The following is a 20408-nucleotide window of genomic DNA, read 5'->3' as shown; positions in this document are numbered from 1 at the left end:
AGTTCTCCCCTTACGCGGGCTGACCGTCCCGCGCCCCGGGCCGCTCCGGCTCGCGGTTGCGCAGGAGGTCGAGGATCGCGTCGAGCTTTGCCCCGTGCTCGGCCTGGAGCCTGGCCACGTCCGACTTGAGCACACCCACATCCGACTTGAGCACACCCACATCCGACTTGAGCACACCCACATCCGATGCCAGCTCGTCCAGTCGGTTGCCCTGGCGTTGCTGGGTCACCTGGATGGTCACGAGCAGCTCGTAGATCGACTGGACGTCGTTGTCGAGCTGCCGGACCTTGCGCTGGACGTCGGGCGGCAGGGCGGTCATCGCGGAAGCCTAGCGGAACGAAGCCGCACGCGGGCGTGGACTGGTGGATGCCGGGTTGCCGGAGGTGTCCCTGGCCGTGGACCACGCCGACCCGGCATGATCGGGCCGGTGACAACCGGCGGAAGGGACGCGTGATGACGACGGTCGCGGTGCTCGACGACTACCAGGAGGTGGCGGCCGACCTGGCCGACTGGAAAGCCCTCCCCGACGGTACCGAGGTGACGTTCTTCGCCGACCATCTCGATGACGAGGACGCGCTGGTCGACCGGCTCCAGCCCTACGAGGTCCTCGTGCTGATGCGCGAGCGCACCCCGCTGCGACGGTCCCTGATCGCCCGGCTTCCCCAGCTGCGACTGGTCGTCACCACCGGCATGCGCAACGCCTCGATCGACCTCGACGCCGCCCGCGAGCATGGCGTGACCGTGTGCGGGACGCGAGGCGGTACGCCGGGCACGGTGGAGTTGGCGTGGGCGCTGATCCTCGCGGTCGTACGCCACCTGCCGGCGGAGGACGCACGGATGCGGGCGGGTGGGTGGCAGCACACCCTCGGCACGGATCTCGGCGGGTCGACGCTCGGGCTGCTGGGTCTGGGCCGGCTCGGGCGGGCGATGGTGCCGGTGGCGCGGGCGTTCGGGATGGACGTGATCGCGTGGAGTCAGAATCTCACCGACCCCGCCGCGGCCGAGGGCGGCGCCGCGCGCGTGGACAAGGACGAACTGTTCGCGCGATCCGACGTCCTCAGCGTGCATCTCGTGCTCAGTGCTCGGACGCGCGGACTGGTGGGTGCCCATGAGCTCGGCCTGATGAAGCCGACGGCCTTTCTCGTCAACACCTCGCGTGGGCCGGTCGTCGACGAGTCCGCCCTCGTCGCGGCGCTCCACGACCGCCAGATTGCCGGTGCCGCCCTCGACGTCTACGACAAGGAGCCGCTTCCCGCCGGACATCCGCTTCTGTCCGCGCCGAACACCGTGCTGACGCCGCACATCGGTTTCGTGACGCGAGGGACGTACGCCACGTGGTATCCCGAGGCGGTCCACGCGATCGCCGCGTACCTCGCCGCAACTCCGGTGAACGTCCTCACCTGACCCCGCACCACAACGCCTCGTCACGCGCTTCCCGCGACGCCCGGTCCGCCGCCGCAACTCCCGCCGGCCATGCGGTGTTTTCTTTCGGTCAAGCTCAATGTCTGGTAAATCGCCTCCTTCTGCGCTTCACTGCGTACGACCCAGGGGAGGCTCAGATGTCTTCGACGCCTACGTCCACACGCACTCGACGTCTCGCGCCCGCCACGGCGATCGCCGCGGCCGCGTTGATTCTCTTCGGTCTGGTCCTGCCGGGCGGGACGAGACCCGCCGCGGCCGGCCCGCCTGACGCGACGCCTGCGCCACTCCCCGACCTGCGGTCATCGACGTCGGACGCCGCGCGCTTCGACCTGGACGCGCCGAGGAGCGCGCCGAAAGCATCGGCCGCGGTCGAACCGCGGATGGAGACGTACAAACGGCAGAGACCCGTCGCGCCAGGCGTCACCCTGCGGTCGTTCGACCGGTACGGACCGGATGGCTTCACCGGTACGCCCACCTGGCTGCAGGCCGACAGCCTCACCGTCGACCTCACCAAGGGGACGGTGCCGGGCTACCTCTTCCCCGGTCAGGTCGCCAAGGGCGAGCCCATCTCCGTCCAGGCCAACCGGGTCGGCGCCGCCGCGGCCGTCAACGGCGACTTCTTCGACATCAACAACTCCACGGCACCATTGGGTGTCGGCATCAGGGAAGGCGAGGTCATCCAGTCGCCCGACACCAACCCGACCTGGCACAAGTCGGCGGCGATTCTCACTCCCGACGGCCTCGGCCGCATCGGCGAGGTCCTCTTCAACGGCACGATCGCGTTGCCCGACGGCGCGTCCGCCCCCCTTGCCGGCATCAACAAGCCGACGCTCGCGCCGGACGCGATCGAGGCGTTCACCCCGCTCTGGGGCACGTACTGCCGGTGCCGAGCGACCCAGGACGCGGCGAAGGTGACCGAGGTCGAGGTCGTCGACGGGACGGTGACCGCGGTGCGGCCGCAAGCCGGTGAGGGTGCCATCCCGACCGGCGGTTTCGTCCTCGTCGGTCGCGAGGCAGGCGCGGATACCCTTGCCGGCTTGGCGGTCGGTGACGCCGTGAGCATCGACTACGCGGCACGTACGGCAGACGAGAAGGAGATCCGGACCGCCCTCAACGGCCGGCAGCTGCTCGTCGTGGACGGCGTCCCACAGAAGGCCAGTCAGGGCAACAACGTGCCGCCGGCGCCACGCACCGCGGTCGGTTTCTCCGCCGACGGTACGAAGATGTACGTCCTCACCGCCGACGGCCGGCAGCCGGCGTTCGCCGACGGACTCGGACTCGACGAGCTGGCCACCATGATGGTCGAACTCGGTGCGCACAACGCGGTCAACCTCGACGGCGGTGGGTCCACCACCATGGTTGCCCGCACACCGGGCGCGACGACGGCCGAGGTCGAGAACCGCCCGTCCGACGGCAGGGAACGCTCCGATCCCAACGGGCTGGCGCTGTTCGCGCCCGAGGGCAGCAAGGAACTCCACGGCCTGTGGGTGGAGACCGCGCTGGATCCCGACACCGCAGCCGGCTCGTCGAGCGTCGCCCCGGCACGGCCGGACCGGGTGTTCCCCGGGCTGACCCGGCGACTGACCGCGACGGGCTACGACGAGACCTACGGTCCAGCCGACGGCGACCCGACCTGGACGACCGACGCACCGAAGCGCGGAACCGTCAACGGTGACGGGGTTTTCCGCGCCGGCAAACCTGGGTGGGTCACCGTGGAGGCCTACGACGGAAATGTCCGCGGAAAGACTGAGCTCCACGTGCTGCGCCCGCTCGCCAGACTCTCCGCCAGCACCCAGCAGGTGGCGATCGTCGACGACGGAGGAACCGCGAGGTTCGGTGTGGTCGGCCAGGACGCTGGCGGCTACACCGCTCCGATCGAGCCCGGCGAGCTCACGCTGTCCTACGACGACGCGCTGATCGACATCACACCGGACAGCACCGGGCAGTTCACGGTGACCGCGAAGCAGCCACGCGGTTCGACGCAGGTGGTCATCAGCGCGACGACCGGAGCGGGCAAGGTGAGCTTGACACTGCCCGTCACCGTCGGTCTCGACGAGATCGTCGTGTCGGACTTCGAGGATCCGAGCTTGTGGAGCTACTTCGGCGAGCGGGCCACCGGCAGCATCGCTCCGGCACCCGGCAAGGTCGGCCAGGGCCTCGCACTGACCTACAACTTCGACGAGTCGACGGCAACGCGGACCGGCGGAGCCCTTGCCACCGACGGCATCGAGGTCCCGGGCCAGCCACGCGAACTGCGGCTCTGGGTCCATTCGTCCGGCCATGGTGAGTGGGCGAGTCTGCAGGCGTACGACGGGACCGGGGCGTTGCTGCCGGCGTTCCGCGCGGGCTTCCTCACCTCGACCGGATGGCAGCAGCTCAGCTTCAGCGTGCCGGCGGGAACGCAGTACCCGTTGACGATCCGGCGCTACTACTCGGCCGAGACCAAGCCGGAGGCGCAGTACAAGGGTGAGCTCATCATCGACGAGTTGACCGCCCTGGTGCCGCCGGAGGTCGAGGTCCCACGAGCGCAGAAGGTCGAGGATCCGCTGATCCTGCAGAACGGAACGGTCGACGGCGCACCGTGGACGTTCGCGGTGATGTCCGACGCGCAGTTCGTCGCCCGCGATCCCGACAGCGCCCTGGTGAGACAGGCGCGGCGTACCCTGCGGGAGATCCGCGCGAGCGATCCCGACTTCCTGCTCATCAACGGCGACCTGGTGGACGAAGCCTCCCCTGAGGACTTCGCCCTCGCCAAACGCATCCTCGACGAGGAGCTCGAGGGCGAGCTGCCGTACTACTACGTACCCGGAAACCATGAGGTGATGGGCGGCAGCATCGACAACTTCACCGCGGCGTTCGGTGAGACGAGCCGGGTGTTCGACCACAAGGGGACCCGGTTCATCACCGTCGACACCTCCGCGTTGTCGATCAGAGGCAGCGACTGGACGCAGCTTCGCACGTTGCGGCAGGAGCTGGACAAGGCCGCACAGGATCGGGGCGTCGGATCGGTCGCGCTGGTCCAGCACGTGCCGCTGCGCGACCCCACGCCCGCCAAGGCGAGCGAGCTGAGCGATCGCAAGGAGGCGGCGGTCATCGAGTCGTGGCTGTCGGACTTCCAACGCTCGACCGGCAAGGGCGCGGTGTTCATCGGCGCGCATGTGGGAACGTTCCATGCCGCGCATGTGGATGGCCTTCCTGCGTTCGTCAACGGGAACTCCGCGAAGTCCCCGTCCACCGCACCGGCCGACGGTGGCGTCACCGGCTGGTCCCGGTGGGGCGTCGATCCGGTCACCGGCAAGGAGGCCGACGCCGCGCGCGACGATCCGCTGCGCGACGCACCGGAGTGGATCGCCGCGGAGGTACGCCCGCACGTCGACGCCCTCGAGCTGGCCGCACCGGGCGAGGTCGAGGTCGGCGAGTCGGTGGATGTCAAGGCGCTCTTGACACAAGGCGAGGAGACGTTCCCCGTCGGCTATCCGGTGACAGCCTCGTGGTCCGGCTCGCCCAACGTCCTGATCGGCGACGACTCCGAGCGCGAAGCGTGGCACGCGGCAGTCTTCAACCCGCGTACCGGCACTCTCACCGCGTGGAAGCCGGCGTCCATCCGGCTCGCCGTCACGGTGAACGGCACGTCCACGGACACCACGATCAGGCTGTCGGCGCAGGCTGCGGCCTGACTGGACGAAGGTGGGATGCGTCAGCGAGACGTGCGGTAGCTTGAACCGGATGGGTTTCGTTGATCTGGTGAATTCGCTCTACCTCAGGCGGCTGCGCCGACAGGTCGCGTCCGGGCCGATCCCGCGACATGTCGCCCTCATCATCGACGGCAACCGCCGCTGGGCTCGCCAGATGGGACTGGCCCACGTCAGCCTCGGCCACCAGGCCGGCGCCGAACACATCGACACGGTCCTCGGTTGGTGCGCGGACGCGGGGATTCGGCACGTCACCGTCTTCGTCGCCTCCGCCGACAACATCCGCAAGCGTTCTCCCGACGAGATCACCTTTCTCATGCACCTGACCGAGCGGGTGATCGCCGAGCGCCTCGCGCAGCCCTCCAGCCGTTGGCGCATCCATCTCGCCGGGCACCTCGACCTGTTGCCGGACTCGACGGCACACGCCCTCAAACTCGCCCGGGAGACCACCGCCGGGCAGGAGACCGACAGCCACCTGACACTGGCGATCGGCTACAGCGGACGGGCCGAGCTTGTCGATGCGCTGCGTTCGCTCTTCGAGCAAGAGGCCCGTGCCGGCACCACCACCGCGGAGTTGGCCGAGCGGGTCACCGTCGCCGACATCGCAAGCCAGCTGGACACCAGTGGGCAACCCGCGCCGGATCTCGTCATTCGTACGAGTGGTGAGCAGCGACTGTCCGACTTCCTGATCTGGCAGACGGCGTACTCGGAACTCCATTTCTGTGACGTCTACTGGCCGGGTTTCCGGCAGCGCGACTTCCTGCGCGCCCTCCGTGCCTACGCGGCCCGGCTGGAACGATGAACCCGAACGAACCGCGACGCGGCGGTAGTGAGGGGTCGGCAACTCGATGACAGCGGACGACGACAACGACTTTCCTGCTCTGGTACGCGAAGCCCTGGCGGCGGCCCGCGACCTCAGGTTCCCCGCCAGCCGCGAAGAGGCGGGCGGCCAGGGCCCCTCGTGCTCACTGCCCGACGCCGGGCGGATCCTCGCGATGCTCGCGGCGGGGTGCCATGACGGGCGGATCGGCGAGACCGGGACCGGCACCGGCGTCGGCACAGCATGGATGGCCTCGGCAATGCCGGACTCCGCCACGCTGGTGACGGTGGAGGTCGACGACGCGCGCGCCCAGGCGGCCGCGAAGGTGTTCCGCGGCGACTCACGGGTGCGCGTCGTTCACGGCGATGCGCAACTCGTGCTCGCCGATCACGCGCCGTACGACCTGCTCTTCGTCGACGGCGGATGGAACGAAGGCGACGCAACCATAGACCTGTTGCGGATCGGCGGTCGGGTGGTCTTCGACGACGTCACACCGCTCGCCAAGCTGCCGGTCGACTCACCTTGGCGAACGAACGATCCCAAGCGGGACTTCTTCTTCGGCAACCCGCGGCTCGTGTCGGTGGAGGTCGTACTCCCTGATCTCGCCAACTCCCTTCTGGTCGGCACCCGCACGGCGTAGCGCCAGATCCGCCTTCACCGCAAGGAAAACGCCGTCCGCTCGGTGGCACGCATGATGACGAACGCATGGCCGATCTGGTCGCGCCTGACGACCGGGATTGACCACGACCTCGACCGGGCTTAGGTTCCGCCCAGGACCTGGGAGGGGGACGGATGCCTCGACGACTGTATGGCCTGGCTCTCGGTGTCGCCATGGTGGCCGCGTCACTGGGCACGACCGCGGCCGCAGACTCGGCGAGCCCGGACGTCCCGGCGGCACCGGCGGGCGGCGTCGACGTCTGGGTCAGTGATCCGGCGGCCGGGACGTACCTGACGCAGGCACCGAGCGTGTCATGGCGGCGTGGTGGCGCCCCCGAAGGATCGACGATCGCGATCGACGAGACCCGCAGATACCAGCGCATGGAGGGCTTCGGCGCGTCGTTCACCGACTCGTCCGCCTGGCTGGTCGGCACCCGCCTGGACACCGAACGACGCAACGCCGCGATGCGCGACCTGTTCAGCGCGCGCGACGGGATCGGCCTGAGCTTCGTCCGGCAACCCATGGGAGCGAGCGACTTCGCCGTCGAGGGCAACTACTCCTACGACGACATGCCGGCGGGTGAGACCGACCCGACTCTCGCCCACTTCTCCATCGACCACGATCGTGCCTACATCATTCCGTTGCTCACCCAGGCCCGGAAGCTCAACCCGCAGCTCACCCTGATGGCCTCGCCATGGAGCCCGCCCGGGTGGATGAAGACCAGCGACAACATGATCGGCGGCACTCTCGAACCCGACGCCTACCAACCACTCGCCGACTATTTCGCGAAGTTCATCCAGGCGTACGCCAACGAGGGAATTCCGATCCGCTACATCTCACCCAACAACGAACCGCTCTACATCCCCGGTGGATATCCGGGCCTCGGCCTGAGCGCCGAGGAAGCGGGCGAGCTGATTCGAAACCACCTCGGACCCACGCTGCGCAAGCACGAACTCGACACCAGGATTCTCGGATACGACCACAACTGGGACGTCATCAGCTATCCGGAAAGCCTCTACGCCGACCCCGAAACGGCGCGCCATGTCCACGGCACCGCATGGCACTGCTACGGCGGCGATGTGCGGGCGCAGTCCCTGTCCCACAACAACTATCCGGCCAAGCCGGCCTATCACACCGAATGTTCGGGCGGGGAATGGGAAGGCACCGACGAGGACGGGTTCGCCGGTGCGATCGGTCTGGTCATCAACTCCACGCGCGACTGGGCGAAGTCCGTCGTCCGGTGGAACATGGCGCTCGACGCGGCCAACGGCCCCACCAACGGTGGCTGCCTCACCTGCCGCGGCGTGTTGAAGGTGACGCAGGACGCCAACGGGGGTTGGGACTACGCGAAGACGGTCGACTACTACGCGCTCGGCCACGCCAGCAAGTTCGTCCGGCCGGGCGCCCGCCGGATCGCCTCGAACACGCTGGGCGCCGGCAACGTCGCAGACGTCGCGTTCGTCAACCCCGACGGCTCGAAGGCCGTGGTGGCGCACAACTCCGGGACCGAACGCACGACCTTCCAGATCCAGTGGGGTGACCGGTGGTTCTCCTACGCACTCGCCCCAGGAGCCGCGGCGACGTTCGTGTGGTCGGGTCGCCAACACGGCGAGCCCGATGCCGACACGATCGGGCAGGTCGACCTCGCCTTCAGGGCCGCTGACGGCAGCCGGCCGGTCGTGAGCTACGACGCCGGGCTGCTCGCCTCTCTCGGCCAGGTCCGGGTCGGGGAGAACTGGCTCGGCTATTCCGTACCGACCGGTGGCGCGCTCGAACCACCCGGTACGCCGACCGCACTGCCGCGGGATGCCTGGACGGTCTCGGCATCGGCCAGTGCGCCAGCGGATCCGGCGGGTCAGGCGATCGACGGCGACCCGGCCACCCGGTGGAGCACCGGCGCCGGCATGGCACCAGGGGACTGGTTCCAGGTCGACCTCGGCGCGCCGACGGCGTTCAGCGAGATCAGCCTCGACACTTTGGGGAGCCCCGGCGACTTCGTTCGCGGCTACGAGGTCTACGTCTCCGACGACGGCGAGACATGGGGCGAGCCGATCGCCCGCGGCGGTGGGCGTACGCAGCTCCGGGTTCTCGTCCCACCGGTTCAGGCGCGGTACGTCCGGATCGTCAACACGGGCAGCTCGGGCAGCTGGTGGTCGATCCACGAGCTGAACCTCCTGGCGCCGGAGGGCGCGATCGCATCCAACGCCGCCGCTGTGGGTGCGAACGCGGCCGCCGCGGGTGCGAACGCGGCCGTGCCCACCGTGACCACCACCGGCGAGGGTGACCTGCAGCGCCGGACGGCGAGCCTGCCTGACGGTACCCAGCTGGAGGTCGTCTACAACGCCGGACAGCGGGTGGCAACGTTCGAGGTGTCCTGGGCGGGTACGGCCTACACCTACCGGCTGCCGGCCGGCGCCACCGCTGCATTCACCCGCGCGGGTTGAGTACCTCGACGGGTGCCGGACCATGATCACGCACGGGAAACCGGGGTCTGTCGGTCCTCGAAGCCGCCGGTTTCCCGTGCATGATCATGAACCCGCGCGGCCGGCCGCTACCAGCTCTCGTCACCTCAGGACGGCCCCAGGTCGCCGGCGGCCTTGATCAGCGCGACCGTCGCCGCCACCGCACCCGCCACGTTGATCCTGTCGACGACGTACGTCGCGCGCGCCGCGTCCACACCCTCGCCGACGGGCACCGGTTCGGCCACGCTGACGCCGGCCAGGTCACCCTCCGGCTCGACGCGTACCCGAACGGGCCCCGTCAGGCCGAGCAGGTCCGGTCGCAGCATGGCGAGGACGGCGATGGGATCGTGCGGGTGGTTCCACTGGTGCTCGGTGTACTGCCACCACTGGTGCACCTCCGCCTCGATCTGGCGGCCGAGTGCACCGGCGGTCGCGATCGGTGCGAGCTCGTCCGGCCCGATGCGAGCTCTCGTGGTGATCTCGAGGCCGACGACCGTCACCGGAATCCCCGACGCGAAGACCTCCGCGGCCGCCTCGGCATCGCACTTGAAGTTGTGCTCCGCCTGCTCCCGTACGTCGAAGCGGCCACCCATCACATAGACCCGCCGCACGTTGCTCACGAACGCCGGATCGGTCCGGATCGCCGCCGCGAGGTTGGTCAACGGCCCGACCGCCACGACGTCCAGCTCGCCTGGGATGTCGGCGGCCGTCTGGGCGAGGAACTCAGCCGCGGTGACGTCCTCCATGAACACTTCGCCACCCAGGTCGGAGTAGAGCTGACCCTCGAAGCCCGCCCACCAGGCCTCGGCACCGGACAGCGGGCGCTCAGCGCCCGAGGCCACGGCGAGCCCGTCGTGCCCGGCCAGCCGAGCCAGGCGTCGGGCGATCCGGGCGCGAAGATCGACGTCACCATAGACCGTCGTCACCCCGAGCAGCTCGATATCGGTCGCGCCGAACAGCATGGCCAGGGCCAGCGCGTCATCGACGTCGGAGCCGATATCGGTGTCGAGGATCACCCGATGCGGGTTCGCCACGGCGCCCTCCGTTCCTCCCGTGTGCGCCGGACCTACGATCCGGTCGTACGAACGACTCGGATCGCCAGCGCCGACGCGGACCCTACCCTGCTTCCACTTCCTGGAGAGTACGACGCCCGGTCGTCATCGACCCGGAGGCGGGCACCAGTGGCGGACCCGTTCGCCGCGTTCAGCCGCCCGGCGAGCCCGGGCAGTACGTTCCCTACCGCGGTGTCCTACCGCCGGGAGAGCACAACGCCCAGTAGTCGTCGACAGGCACCTGGTCGGCGTAGTCCTCCGAGTCGAGGACGGGCTCGTAGCCGATCGGGTTGCGGACGAGCCAGTCGCTTCGGGTGTTGGCCGACACGCCGTGGCACACCGCGAACGTCACGTCGGCCTCCAGCGCGCGGACCACCAGCTGTTGGAGGTCGGCCGGTCCGAGCCACCCCGCCAACGCCGTGACGTCGCCCGGCTCCGCCGACGTCGCACCAAGCCGCAGTGCCACGACCGACCTGCCCGTCTGGTACGCACGGACGCGCGCGAGCGCCTCTGCCAGGGCCTTCGTCGCGCCGTACGCACAGCACGGCGCCGGGGCCCAGTCGGGGTCGACCGGGACCTGCCGATGTCCGGCGTACGCACCCATCACGTGGACCGAGCTGGCGAGCACCACGCGTGGCACTTCGGTGGCCAGGATGCTGGCGACCACGTCGACGTTGGGGGTACGGAGCTCGTCCCAGGTCGCGCCCGCGTCCGGGTTGGCCGCCAGGTGGATGATCGAGTCGACACCGGAGGTGACCTTGGCCAGGAAGTCCGGGTCGGCCAGGTCGCCGGTGACCATCCCGGGCGCGGGCACGCGATCGGTCAGGACCACGTCGTAGGACTCGACCAGGCCGGGCAGCAGTAGCTGGCCCACCCCACCCGCGGCGCCGGTGAGCAGGATGCACGGTTTCGGCATGCGCCCATCATCGGCCAGACCGGGCGGGCTCCGCATCCGGGCCCAGGACGGGGAGGGTGAGGACCGGCGGATCCGCGGCCGTCGTCCGCACGGTCACCGGCAGGACCGCGGTGTTGTTGGCGTACACCGCATCGCTGGCGGCCAGGACCACCCGGATGCGGTGGCCGGCCGGCCAGCGGTGGACGATGCCGGGCAGCTCGATGTGCAGCGGCCTCGGGTCGGTGACGTCGGCCACGCGGACCGGTGAGACCAGCCGGTGGACGAGCGTGAGCGCACCGTCGGGCGCCACGTCGTACAGCTTGGCGAACACGATCAGCCGCCCACCTGGTCCGGTGGCCTGGGTGACCCCGGCCAGCGGCGACCGCAGCGTGACGTCGAGGGTCGGCACGCCCACGGTCTCGACGTCGCCGGTGAGCGGCGCGGTGGTCCAGGCGGCGTGCGTACCGGCCGTGTCGTACGGCGGGATCGCCTCCAGTTCCGGCGGCAGCTCGGAGTACGACGACGGCACGCCCGCGGCGAGGTTGACCCAGGTCTGGGCGCCGGCGACGACATCGCCGGGCACCGGGGTCAGGCTCCGGTCGCCGGACAGGTACAACCGCTGGGTCCCGCCCACCGGGTAGGCGTCCGCGGTGCCGTAGGCGGGCTCAGCGCCGGCGGGTGCCGCGCCGTCGTAGCGGACCCAGTCGCGGAAGTACGCGAGCGGCGGCCCGAGCGAGGCGGTGTGGTCGTCGCGCAGCCAGTAGGCGAACCAGTCCAGCACCCGGCGGCCTTCGTACGTCGTCATCGGGTCGCGGGCGCCACTCAGGTCGATCTCACCCGGCGCGGGCGTCTGGCCGGAGTGTCCCCACGACTGCCAGACCATGCGGACCGGCGTCCCCTGCGCGTCGAGGGCGCGATAGGTGGCGATCGCCTCCTGAAGGTTGAAGAGGGTGTCGTCCTGCCCCTGGAGCAGCAGCGTGGGCGCGCGCACCTTCTCGACGTACGACGCGACGGACGCGTGGCGCAGCATGGCGCGGGTCTGCGCCGACGGGAAGCCGGCGACGTTGGCCTCAATCAGCGCCGGGCAGATCTGGTCGGCGAAGTTCGGGCAGCCGGTCAGCCGGCGCGGGTCGCCGAGCGCGTGCTCGGCGCCGCGCAGGACGCCGAGCGCGGCGAAGAGGTCCGCCCACATCCGCTTGAAGACACCCGGCTCGGCCGAGGTGACAGTGCCGGGAGTGAGCCCGGCGTTGGTGGGAGCCAGTGCGTAGTCGAGGTCGTTCCACGTGATGGCCGGGACGAGGGCGTCGATCCGGTCGTCCACGGCCGCAGCCGCGAACTGCACGTGTCCGCCGTACGAGCCGCCGAACATGCCGACCTTGGGATCGCCGGGACCGTCGAGGGCCACCAGGTCGAGCCGGTCGCCGTCGGCGTCCGTCCGCTGCCCGGCCAGGTAGTCGACGAGTTGGCGCGCCGCCTGGCCGTCCCAGTCGGGGTCGTCAAGGTGGATCTTGCACTGCGTACCACCAAAACCAAGTCCGGAGTACGCCAGCACCACGTAGTCCTGCTCGGCGAGCCGGTGCGCGAGACCGGCCTGGTCGTCCTTGCTGCCGCCGAAGCCGTGGGTGGTGAGGATCGCCGGCTGGGGCGTCTCGGCGGTGGCGGTCGCAGGTTGGTACAGGTCGCCGACGATCCGGCAGGTGGTGTCCCTGGCCGGTCCGACGGTGACGTCGACCTGGACGGTCCTGACGCCGACCGATGGGGTGCCAACCGCGTGCGCCGCCCGCGAAGGCGGGGCGCTGGCGGTGAACGCCATTGTCGCCAGCAACCCGAGCGCGGCCGCGCCCACGGGGATGGTCGAATACCGTCGGCGCACGGTGGCCCCCTACCGGCCGGGCGAGCAAGGTGGCCGCAGCATAGGCCGGAATGCGGTGACTTGTCCGACTCTGACCGTCGCCGGCCAATGTCGCGGGACGTCGTCCACGGGTGGCCTTCCGGCGCACGCACGCTCAGGTGCACTGCTGATCGGCGGCGGCGCCGGCGCGTACTCAGGTTTCGTTCTTCTCCGGTCCGGGGCCGCGGTAGTGCCAGAACACCGGGAACGCCGCCACCGCCGCGAGCATCACCACGACGACGAGGACGCCACCGCCGCTCACCGCCATCGACGTACCCACGGCGGCACCGGCGGTTCCGTGCAGCAGGTCGGCGAGTCGAGGACCTCCGGCCACCACCACGGTGAACGCGCCCTGCATCCGGCCACGCATCTCGTCGGTCGCCGCGGTCTGCAGGATCGTGCCGCGGAACACCATGCTCACCAGGTCGGCGACGCCCGCGAGCCCGAGGAACACCGCCGCCAGCCACAGCCACGGCGACAGGCCGAAGCCGATGATCGCAAGGCCCCAGCCACAGACGGCGAGGACGACGGCGACACCGTGCCTGCGTACCCGCGAGAACACCCCGGAGAACAGGCCGCCCAGAACCGCGCCCAGCGGGATGGCGGCGAAGAGGACGCCCAGCGCGAGACCCCCGCCGGGCGGGTCGCCGAACGTCTCCTGCGCCATCTGCGGGAAGAGCGCCCGCGGCATCCCGAGCACCATCGCGATGATGTCGGCGAGGAACGACACCAGCAGGATCCGCCGCGTCGCGAGGTAGGCGAACCCCTCGAGCACATGGCGGAGCCCCGCCCGCTTGGGTGCGCCGTTCAGCGGCGGCAACGGCGGCAGCCGGTACACCGCCCAGATCGTCACGGTGAGGGCGATGGAGTCGATGAGGTAGAGCGTGGACAGACCCAGGACCGGGATCAGGGAACCCGCCAGCAGCGGGCCGATGATCGAACCGGTCTGGAAGACGGTCGAGTTCAGGGCGTTGGCCGCCGGCAGCAGGTGCGCGGGCACGAGCCGCGGGATCGACGCGCTCCGGGCCGGCTGGTTCGCACCGGCGCAGGCCTGCTGCATGCCGAGCAGGACGAACAGCACCCAGACGGAGTTCATGCCGGCCGCCGCCTGTGCCCACAGCAGCAGCGAGGTGACCGCGATCCCGGTGTTGGTGACGAGCAGCAGCTTCCGTCGGTCCACCGCGTCGGCGATGGCGCCGCCCCACAGTGCGAAGACCACCAGCGGGGCGAGCGCGACGAGACCCGAGAGTCCGACGTACGCCGACGAGCCGGTGATGTCGTAGATCTGCTTGGGGACGGCGACCGCCGTGAGCTGGCTGCCGACCGAGGTGACGATCGTGGACGTCCAGAGCCGACGGTACGGGCGGACCGCCAGCGGGCGAGTGTCGACCACGATCTTGCGGATGTCGAACCGCCGCCGCCGGCCGTTGCCGGTCGGTGCCGGATCGGCGGGTGAGGCTGGATCGGCGGATGAGGCTGGATCGGCGGGTGAGGCTGGATCAGGGGATGAGGTGTCAGGGTCGCCTTGACCGGCGGTACTTGACACCTACGACCCTTCCCTCGACCTGCACGGCACTGAGAGGTGCTCCGGCGAACGACACCGGTCCCCGGGAGCACCCTGCGCCGCGCCTACGGTAGCCGACCATGTCCAGTCCCTGGACGTTCGTCTCCCTTGGCGAGCATCCCTGTCCTCGATCGGCAATCGTTCGGGTCCATTGCCACGTGGGTCGTCGAAGGCTAGCGAAGGGCATTACCGGACGTCGACCTGGCGGGCGACGGCAACCGCACAGGAGGACGCGAGATCACCGACGCGAGGCGGTCGATGATCGGAAACCGCAATGTGCAGGCGCAGTAGAAAACGGCGAGGAAACTCAGGTAGCTCGTGCCGGCACTCATCATGAACGTGACGTACGCGTTCATGTGCGACTGGTATTCCGCTTCTCCGCCCAACGCGACTCCGAGAAGATACAGCAGCGAGTAGTTCGCGGCCTCGAACAGGAGAATGAGCGCGACCCGGCCCTTCCACCGCACCAGACCCCTCGTCGCCACCGAGGCACGCTTCCAGCTTCGGGCCTGGATCACCGGCGGCGCGAGAACCACGATGACGAGAGCCCAGATCCACAAGGGAAGCTGGCGTACGGTCTGAATGATCCCGGCGCCGGAGAGCAGCGCTGTGCCGAACAGGACGACAGACAGCATCCACACGCGAACGGCCAGGTTGGCGGCGCGGTCGAGAACGAATCTCGCCGGGGAGACGGCCGGCACGGCGGAGACAGCCGGCACGGCGGCGATTTCGTTCCTCATGATCGACCCGAGATCGCGTCAGCCACACCGCATGCCGAAAGGCAGTGGTCAGCCCACTCGGCAAACAATCCATGTATGGCGCCGCGACGATGAGAATATTTTAAGAAATCGATCATTCCGCGAATTCCGTCCGGGTGAGTCCGGCCCACCAAAAGACGTTATCCCGGATGATCCGGAACTGCTGGAGAACGCGCTGAAAACGCGACGAGTTCGGTGCCGCGCCGCACCCGAGCCCCGACCTGTTGGAAGGGATCGGCACCCAGCCGGGGAGACCTTCGCAGGCGCGCGGTTCCGGATCAACTCACAGGGCCGCCACGATGGCCGACCCGCACTCCGTCGTCGTCGCCCGGCCGCCCAGGTCGGGCGTGCGATGGGCGGGCTCGGCGAGCGCCGCGTCCACCGCCGTCTCGATCCCGGCCGCCGGGCCGGCCTCACCCAGGTGGTCGAGCATCATGGCCGCGGTCAGGACCTGCGCCACCGGATTGGCGATGCCCTGCCCGGCGATGTCGGGGGCCGAGCCGTGGACGGCCTCGAACATCGAGGGGTAGGTACGTTCAGGGTTGATGTTGGCGGCCGGCGCGATGCCCAACCCGCCCGCCACCGCTGCCGACAGGTCGCTCAACAGGTCACCGAACAGGTTCGACCCCACGATGATCCCGAGTCGCTCCGGCGCCAGCACCATCCGCGCGGCCAACGCATCGGCATGACACTGCTCCGAGGCGACGTCGGGGTAGTCGGCGGCGACCACGGCGAAGACCTCGTCCCAGAACGGCATCGAGTAGACGATCCCGTTGGACTTCGTGGCCGAGCACACCGGGAGGTCCTGGGCCCGCGCCAGCTCGAACGCGTACCGCACGACACGTTCCACACCGCGCCGGGTGAACACCGACGTCTGGATGGCCATCTCGTCCGCACCGACGCCCTGCCGCCCGCCGACCCGGGAGTACTCGCCCTCGGAGTTCTCCCGTACGACGGTCATCGCGACATCGCTCGCGGTCCGGCCGGCCAGCGGAGACTGGACGCCCGGGAGCAGCCGCACCGGGCGCAGGTTGACGTACTGCTCGAACGCCCGGCGGATCGGGATCAGCAGGCCCCACAGTGAGATGTGGTCAGGGACACCGGGATAACCGACGGCGCCGAGCAGGATCGCGTCGTGGGGGCGGAGCTGGTCGAGCGCGTCGTCCGGCATCATCCGGCCGGTGGCGGTGTAGCGCTCGCAGCTCCAGTCGTAGGACGTCCACTCCACGTCGAAGCCGTATGCCTTGCCCGCGGCGTCGACCACCCGACACGCCTCGGCGGTCACGTCGACACCGATCCCGTCGCCCGGGATGACCGCGATCCGGTGGGTACGCGTCTCGTTTCCACTTCCGCTCATGATGCCGATCTCAGCATGTCGTGGGTGTCCGCGGCGCTCGTGTCTCGTCGACCGGACCGCCTCACCCGGCCATTCCCCGCAATACACCGCAGGCGGGACGACGGCATAGGGTTGAGGCATGATCGTCGTACACGCGGTGTTCCGCTCCCGCCCCGAACGACGCACGGAGACGATCGCGGCGTTGATCGCGATGCAGCATGCCACCCGCAGCGACGACAGCGGCTGCCTGCACTACGCGTTCGTGGTCGACCTCGAGGACGACTGCCTCTTCACCTGCGTGGAGGAGTGGCGGGACGCGGCAGCCCTGGAAGCCCACCTGGCAAGCTCGCACATGGCCGCCCTCGACAGCGTCCTCGCCGACTCGGCCGAAGGGCCCGCGAAGATCCGGGTGTTCGAGGCCACCCCCACCGAGATCCCCTGACAGTCGCGACTCCTCGCGGGTCAGGGTCGCAGCAGGAGGGTACGCGACGTTCCCGCCGGCAGTCGTACCGTCACCCGGCCGTCCCCGATCGGCACCTCCTCCACCGGTAGGTCGGGCGTCGCGTACTCGACGAGCGTGCTGAGCGCCGCCGCCGACGCGTCGAACCCTTCCAGGGTGAGTTCGGCATCGACGGTGTCGAGCGCGAGTGACCGCAGTCGCACCGCGATCCCGTCCGATCCGTCACGCGGCCGTCCCACGCTGCTCACCATGACGTCCGGTGTGTTCACCGCCAGCAGGCTTCCCGAGGACACGAGGGGCGCGATTCCCTTACCAGCCGCGACGATGGGCACCAGGGGATCGGTGAGTCCTGCCGCGGTCAACGCGCCGAGCGCCTGAACGGACTCGGTGGACGAGCCGGCGATCGCGTATCGGAAGGTCATCTCGCCTTGTTGCTGGGAAGGGAAGTTCGTATCCCAGAGATTGTTGACGACCCACGAGTAGATCGTGGACGGCTCCGGCACCTCGGCATCGATCGTGGACCGGAACGGTTGGTAGGGCAACGCGATCGTGCCGAACTGTACGAGCGGTGACTCGAGCGTCGCCCAGACAATCGCATAGTCGTCCTCGCGGATTCCCACCCAGTGCCGAATTCCGTGCATGTGCGCCGGCGCTCCCGGCACGTGGGGAACACCGGCACCGGCAACGGAGCCGGTGAGCTCGTAGAGGGGCTCACTCGTTCCGGCCAAGGGGAACGCGAAATACATACTCTCCTTCGTCGAGCTTGCCGGCTTCTGGATCCGGTTGGTGATGTCGACCCGCGGAACTCCCGCATGCAACGAGATCGTCGTGCGAAGCCGATCGACCCCGGGCGCTCTCACCTCGACCTCGAGCTCGTCACCCAGCGCGGAATGCCGCGTACGAAGGACAACCGCGTGGCGCCCCACCTGCCGTGCGGTGAGAAGAGTGAGGTCCGACGCCCGTACCCGCCCTGACAGGTGGTTGACATGAGCGGCCGATCCATAGGTGTCGACGATGTACTCGTTGACCCCGGTCAACGCGTGCGGGTTGACGAGCTCCCGACCGGCGCGTCGATCCACGATCGAGGTCACCATCGCCTGGGTCGGGTCGTAGGTCAGTTCGTAGTAGTCGTTGGCCAGCCGGTACGCCGACTTGGGTCCGGGAGGAAGCTCGTCGTGGGCGACGGCGGCCGGCACTGTCAAGGCGTCCTTGCCGCTGCCGGTGGCAGTCTCGGTGACGGCGTCATCGGACGGCTCACCGGTGGCCACGAGGTCGAAACGTACCCATCCCAGCGAGGGGACCTCGCGCGCCACGAACTCCAGCTCCCACCCACGCGGTGTCGCCGGGCCGTCCGCGGCCGTGACCCGTACCGGCACCCGTTCGTCCTTGCGGGTGTCGACGACGGCCAGAAACCCTTCCTCGACAGGGGTTCCGCTCAGCTGGCCTTCTGGTACGAATGCCCGCACCAGGTCCGTACGCGGCTGACCGGTCGTGTTGTAGACCGCCAGCGAGCCGAGAACGTCGGTGAAGGTCGCGGATCCCACACCCGCGCCCAGACGGTGAATTCCACCCTGCAGCAGGTCCAGCGCCTCGTCATAGGCCTGGTGCGCATACTCCTGCTTGCGCGTCCATTGCAGGCCGCCGGAGTCCACACCCGCCTCGTGGTCATGCCAGGGACTCGCCGCGCCCCACGTGTGCTCGTCGAAGAGGCCCACCTTGTCATAGATGGAGTCGACGGTCTCGCGGACCGGATGCCGCATTCCCAGCTGCAGATCGGCAAGCACGTGGACGGTTTCGGCCGTTCGTACGATTCCCTGCGTACGACGGTTGTAGCCGAGCGGGCGGGCTCCCGCACCCACACCGTCGGCCCACCAGTCGCCCCAGTCACCGCAGTGCTCGGCCACCTGGTCACCGATCTCGGCTTCGGCGGCGGCGAGAAAGGAACCGTTGGTGGCGCACACCAGTCGCGGATAGGTCCATTCGGAGTTCCATCGTCGTGCGATCTCCGCCGGAGTTCGGCTGGGCCCGGCATTGTCGGAAGGCCGTCCCTGGACGCGAAGCTGGAGCAGGTCGAACTCATGCGGACGTCTCGTGATCTCGGCGCTCTCCGGAATGCCGGAGAGCCCGAAAACGCCGTCGGGAAACGGAAACGGCCGGGTCACGAGCGCCTGAAGGTACATCGGCAGGAGTGCAAGCGTGTCGGTATAGGAAGTGGACAGTCCGACCAGATTTCCTTCCAGGTACGCCGCACCGTGCGCACTGTCGGTGAACCAGGTGAGCAGGCGCGCTCCGCCAGGCGTACGCCACCAGAACGGTCGCGTCAGGTCCTGCCCGTCCACGAGGTACGGCACCGAACGCCCGGCCCAGTTGTGCGCGGCCGACAGATACCGCACACCGGCTTCGGCGAGCGCGTCCACCCAGCCGGTTGTCGCGCCGGGAACGTCGGTGTGCATCGCCGACCGGATCGGGATGCCGTGGACCTCACGAAGCTCGATCGCCGTGCGGAGCAGGCTCGCCAGTTCCTCCTGGCTCGCCATCTCGGTGTGCAGGTTGAACGGCATCGCCGTGACCTCGATGACATCCATCCGGGCGAGCCGGCAGAACTCCTCGATGGTGGCTTGTGGCCGATGCCGCAGCCAGGTCCGGACGGGAAGGTTCGACTCGACCGTCCACCGGAAGCGCGTGTCCGGATCGGTGTCCTCGCCCTCGCGCGCAAGCTCGAGCGCGGCGTCGAGATAGTCGACCTGAGTGCGCAGGACGGCGCCCTGGGTGTCGGTGTATCCGATGTCGAGATGGGAGTGGTGGACGAGATGCACGGTCAGCTTGCGGCCGGGCGCCACCGACAACGTGCCACGGTGCTCCGCACCGGCGATCGTGACCGCGACCGTCCAGGTCGCGGGTGACCTGATCTCAGCTACGAGCAGGTCGAGTACGCCGTCACCGAACAGTGACCCCGTCCACGACACGGCGATCCCACCATCTGGTCGGATCAGCTCGACGCGTCGGACGTCGGCGGCTGGCGGCGTGAAGACCAGGCGGACGACCTGCTCGAGGTCGCCGGTGGTCCCGCGTCGGAACAGCGGGAGTGCCGCCCCCGCCACCGATACCCCGTTCACCTGCAGAAACGTGGTGAGGCTTGCCGCGGCGAGGGCTTCGGAGACCGTACGCACGTCGGGTGCACGTCCGCTACGCGTGAGTAAGCGCGCCGTCATGTGACATCCCCACCCATTGTCGTGACTCGGATCCGTAGCGTGATCATCGCATGCGCACGTTACTCGTCCACCAGCGCGGCGTGAAGGTCACCCGAGACGGCGGGTCAGGTGACGATTCGGCAAAGCCGTCGACGATGGCGACCGCATGCGCACGATCACGGACCTGTGCGGGTCCACAGGTGCCGG

Annotated in this window: 14 protein-coding genes; 6 read left to right on the top strand and 8 right to left on the bottom strand. The window is 69.3% G+C overall.

Features of this window, described 5'->3' with window-relative positions; translation table 11 throughout:
• Window positions 1-10: 10 nt before the first annotated feature.
• The gene (locus ABNF93_RS27920; RefSeq protein ID WP_349331186.1) at window positions 11-319 is read right to left on the bottom strand and encodes a hypothetical protein; all 309 of its coding nucleotides are present in this window, start codon (window positions 317-319) and stop codon (window positions 11-13) included.
• Window positions 320-453: 134 nt separating this feature from the next.
• Here ABNF93_RS27920 and ABNF93_RS27915 point away from each other — a divergent pair, with 134 nt between their 5' ends.
• From ABNF93_RS27915 to ABNF93_RS27895, 5 genes are all read left to right on the top strand, one after another.
• Window positions 454-1404 (top strand): D-2-hydroxyacid dehydrogenase family protein, encoded by a 951-nt coding sequence (locus tag ABNF93_RS27915; protein ID WP_349331185.1) that lies wholly within the window; start codon window positions 454-456, stop codon window positions 1402-1404.
• A 155-nt stretch (window positions 1405-1559) separates the two neighbouring features.
• Complete coding sequence (locus tag ABNF93_RS27910; protein ID WP_349331184.1) at window positions 1560-5099, top strand: phosphodiester glycosidase family protein; 3540 nt, start codon at window positions 1560-1562, stop codon at window positions 5097-5099.
• A 49-nt stretch (window positions 5100-5148) separates the two neighbouring features.
• A complete protein-coding gene (gene uppS / locus ABNF93_RS27905; RefSeq protein ID WP_349331183.1) occupies window positions 5149-5916 on the top strand; it encodes a polyprenyl diphosphate synthase in 768 nt (255 codons plus the stop codon).
• 46 nt (window positions 5917-5962) lie between these two features.
• Window positions 5963-6574 (top strand): O-methyltransferase, encoded by a 612-nt coding sequence (locus ABNF93_RS27900; protein ID WP_349331182.1) that lies wholly within the window; start codon window positions 5963-5965, stop codon window positions 6572-6574.
• Between the two features lie 152 nt (window positions 6575-6726).
• Window positions 6727-9036, top strand: coding sequence for a discoidin domain-containing protein (locus ABNF93_RS27895; protein WP_349331181.1), 2310 nt, complete (start codon window positions 6727-6729; stop codon window positions 9034-9036).
• A 125-nt stretch (window positions 9037-9161) separates the two neighbouring features.
• Here ABNF93_RS27895 and ABNF93_RS27890 read toward each other — a convergent pair whose 3' ends face one another.
• The 6 genes from ABNF93_RS27890 to ABNF93_RS27865 all read right to left on the bottom strand — a co-directional run bounded on the left by ABNF93_RS27890 (window position 9162) and on the right by ABNF93_RS27865 (window position 16571).
• A complete protein-coding gene (locus ABNF93_RS27890) occupies window positions 9162-10088 on the bottom strand; it encodes a nucleoside hydrolase (RefSeq protein WP_349331180.1) in 927 nt (308 codons plus the stop codon).
• A 202-nt stretch (window positions 10089-10290) separates the two neighbouring features.
• Entirely contained in the window at window positions 10291-11022 is a 732-nt protein-coding gene (locus tag ABNF93_RS27885; protein WP_349331179.1) for an NAD-dependent epimerase/dehydratase family protein, read from the bottom strand.
• Window positions 11023-11029: 7 nt separating this feature from the next.
• A complete protein-coding gene (locus tag ABNF93_RS27880) occupies window positions 11030-12874 on the bottom strand; it encodes an alpha/beta fold hydrolase (RefSeq protein ID WP_349331178.1) in 1845 nt (614 codons plus the stop codon).
• Between the two features lie 172 nt (window positions 12875-13046).
• On the bottom strand, window positions 13047-14438 hold the full coding sequence (locus ABNF93_RS27875; RefSeq protein WP_349331177.1) for an MFS transporter: 1392 nt from the start codon (window positions 14436-14438) through the stop codon (window positions 13047-13049).
• Between the two features lie 191 nt (window positions 14439-14629).
• Window positions 14630-15196 (bottom strand): hypothetical protein, encoded by a 567-nt coding sequence (locus tag ABNF93_RS27870; RefSeq protein WP_349331176.1) that lies wholly within the window; start codon window positions 15194-15196, stop codon window positions 14630-14632.
• A gap of 301 nt (window positions 15197-15497) precedes the next feature.
• Window positions 15498-16571 carry a tartrate dehydrogenase gene (locus ABNF93_RS27865; protein WP_349331175.1) on the bottom strand — a complete coding sequence of 358 codons (1074 nt, stop codon included), beginning with the start codon at window positions 16569-16571 and terminating at the stop codon, window positions 15498-15500.
• 118 nt (window positions 16572-16689) lie between these two features.
• Between ABNF93_RS27865 and ABNF93_RS27860 the strand changes: the two genes are divergently transcribed.
• Window positions 16690-16992, top strand: coding sequence for a putative quinol monooxygenase (locus ABNF93_RS27860; RefSeq protein WP_349331174.1), 303 nt, complete (start codon window positions 16690-16692; stop codon window positions 16990-16992).
• Window positions 16993-17012: 20 nt separating this feature from the next.
• On the opposite strand, the gene ABNF93_RS27855 is transcribed toward ABNF93_RS27860, so the two are convergent.
• Window positions 17013-20222 carry a glycoside hydrolase family 38 N-terminal domain-containing protein gene (locus ABNF93_RS27855; RefSeq protein WP_349331173.1) on the bottom strand — a complete coding sequence of 1070 codons (3210 nt, stop codon included), beginning with the start codon at window positions 20220-20222 and terminating at the stop codon, window positions 17013-17015.
• Between the last annotated feature and the right edge of the window lie 186 nt (window positions 20223-20408).

Source organism: Actinopolymorpha sp. B9G3, assembly GCF_040120725.1.
In the GTDB taxonomy this organism is placed as follows: Bacteria; Actinomycetota; Actinomycetes; order Propionibacteriales; family Actinopolymorphaceae; genus Thermasporomyces.
Note: the sequence above shows the minus strand (reverse complement) of the source record. Positions and strands in the feature narration are given on the sequence as shown.

What these genes read in the sequence shown, in the direction of transcription:
- ABNF93_RS27860 (WP_349331174.1), top strand. Translation starts at nt 16,690, where the DNA reads ATGATCGTCGTACACGCGGTGTTCCGCTCCCGCCCCGAACGACGCACG.
- ABNF93_RS27865 (WP_349331175.1), bottom strand. Translation starts at nt 16,571, where the DNA reads ATGAGCGGAAGTGGAAACGAGACGCGTACCCACCGGATCGCGGTCATC.
- ABNF93_RS27895 (WP_349331181.1), top strand. Translation starts at nt 6,727, where the DNA reads ATGCCTCGACGACTGTATGGCCTGGCTCTCGGTGTCGCCATGGTGGCC.
- ABNF93_RS27900 (WP_349331182.1), top strand. Translation starts at nt 5,963, where the DNA reads ATGACAGCGGACGACGACAACGACTTTCCTGCTCTGGTACGCGAAGCC.
- uppS (WP_349331183.1), top strand. Translation starts at nt 5,149, where the DNA reads ATGGGTTTCGTTGATCTGGTGAATTCGCTCTACCTCAGGCGGCTGCGC.
- ABNF93_RS27870 (WP_349331176.1), bottom strand. Translation starts at nt 15,196, where the DNA reads ATGAGGAACGAAATCGCCGCCGTGCCGGCTGTCTCCGCCGTGCCGGCC.
- ABNF93_RS27920 (WP_349331186.1), bottom strand. Translation starts at nt 319, where the DNA reads ATGACCGCCCTGCCGCCCGACGTCCAGCGCAAGGTCCGGCAGCTCGAC.
- ABNF93_RS27915 (WP_349331185.1), top strand. Translation starts at nt 454, where the DNA reads ATGACGACGGTCGCGGTGCTCGACGACTACCAGGAGGTGGCGGCCGAC.
- ABNF93_RS27910 (WP_349331184.1), top strand. Translation starts at nt 1,560, where the DNA reads ATGTCTTCGACGCCTACGTCCACACGCACTCGACGTCTCGCGCCCGCC.
- ABNF93_RS27855 (WP_349331173.1), bottom strand. Translation starts at nt 20,222, where the DNA reads ATGACGGCGCGCTTACTCACGCGTAGCGGACGTGCACCCGACGTGCGT.
- ABNF93_RS27885 (WP_349331179.1), bottom strand. Translation starts at nt 11,022, where the DNA reads ATGCCGAAACCGTGCATCCTGCTCACCGGCGCCGCGGGTGGGGTGGGC.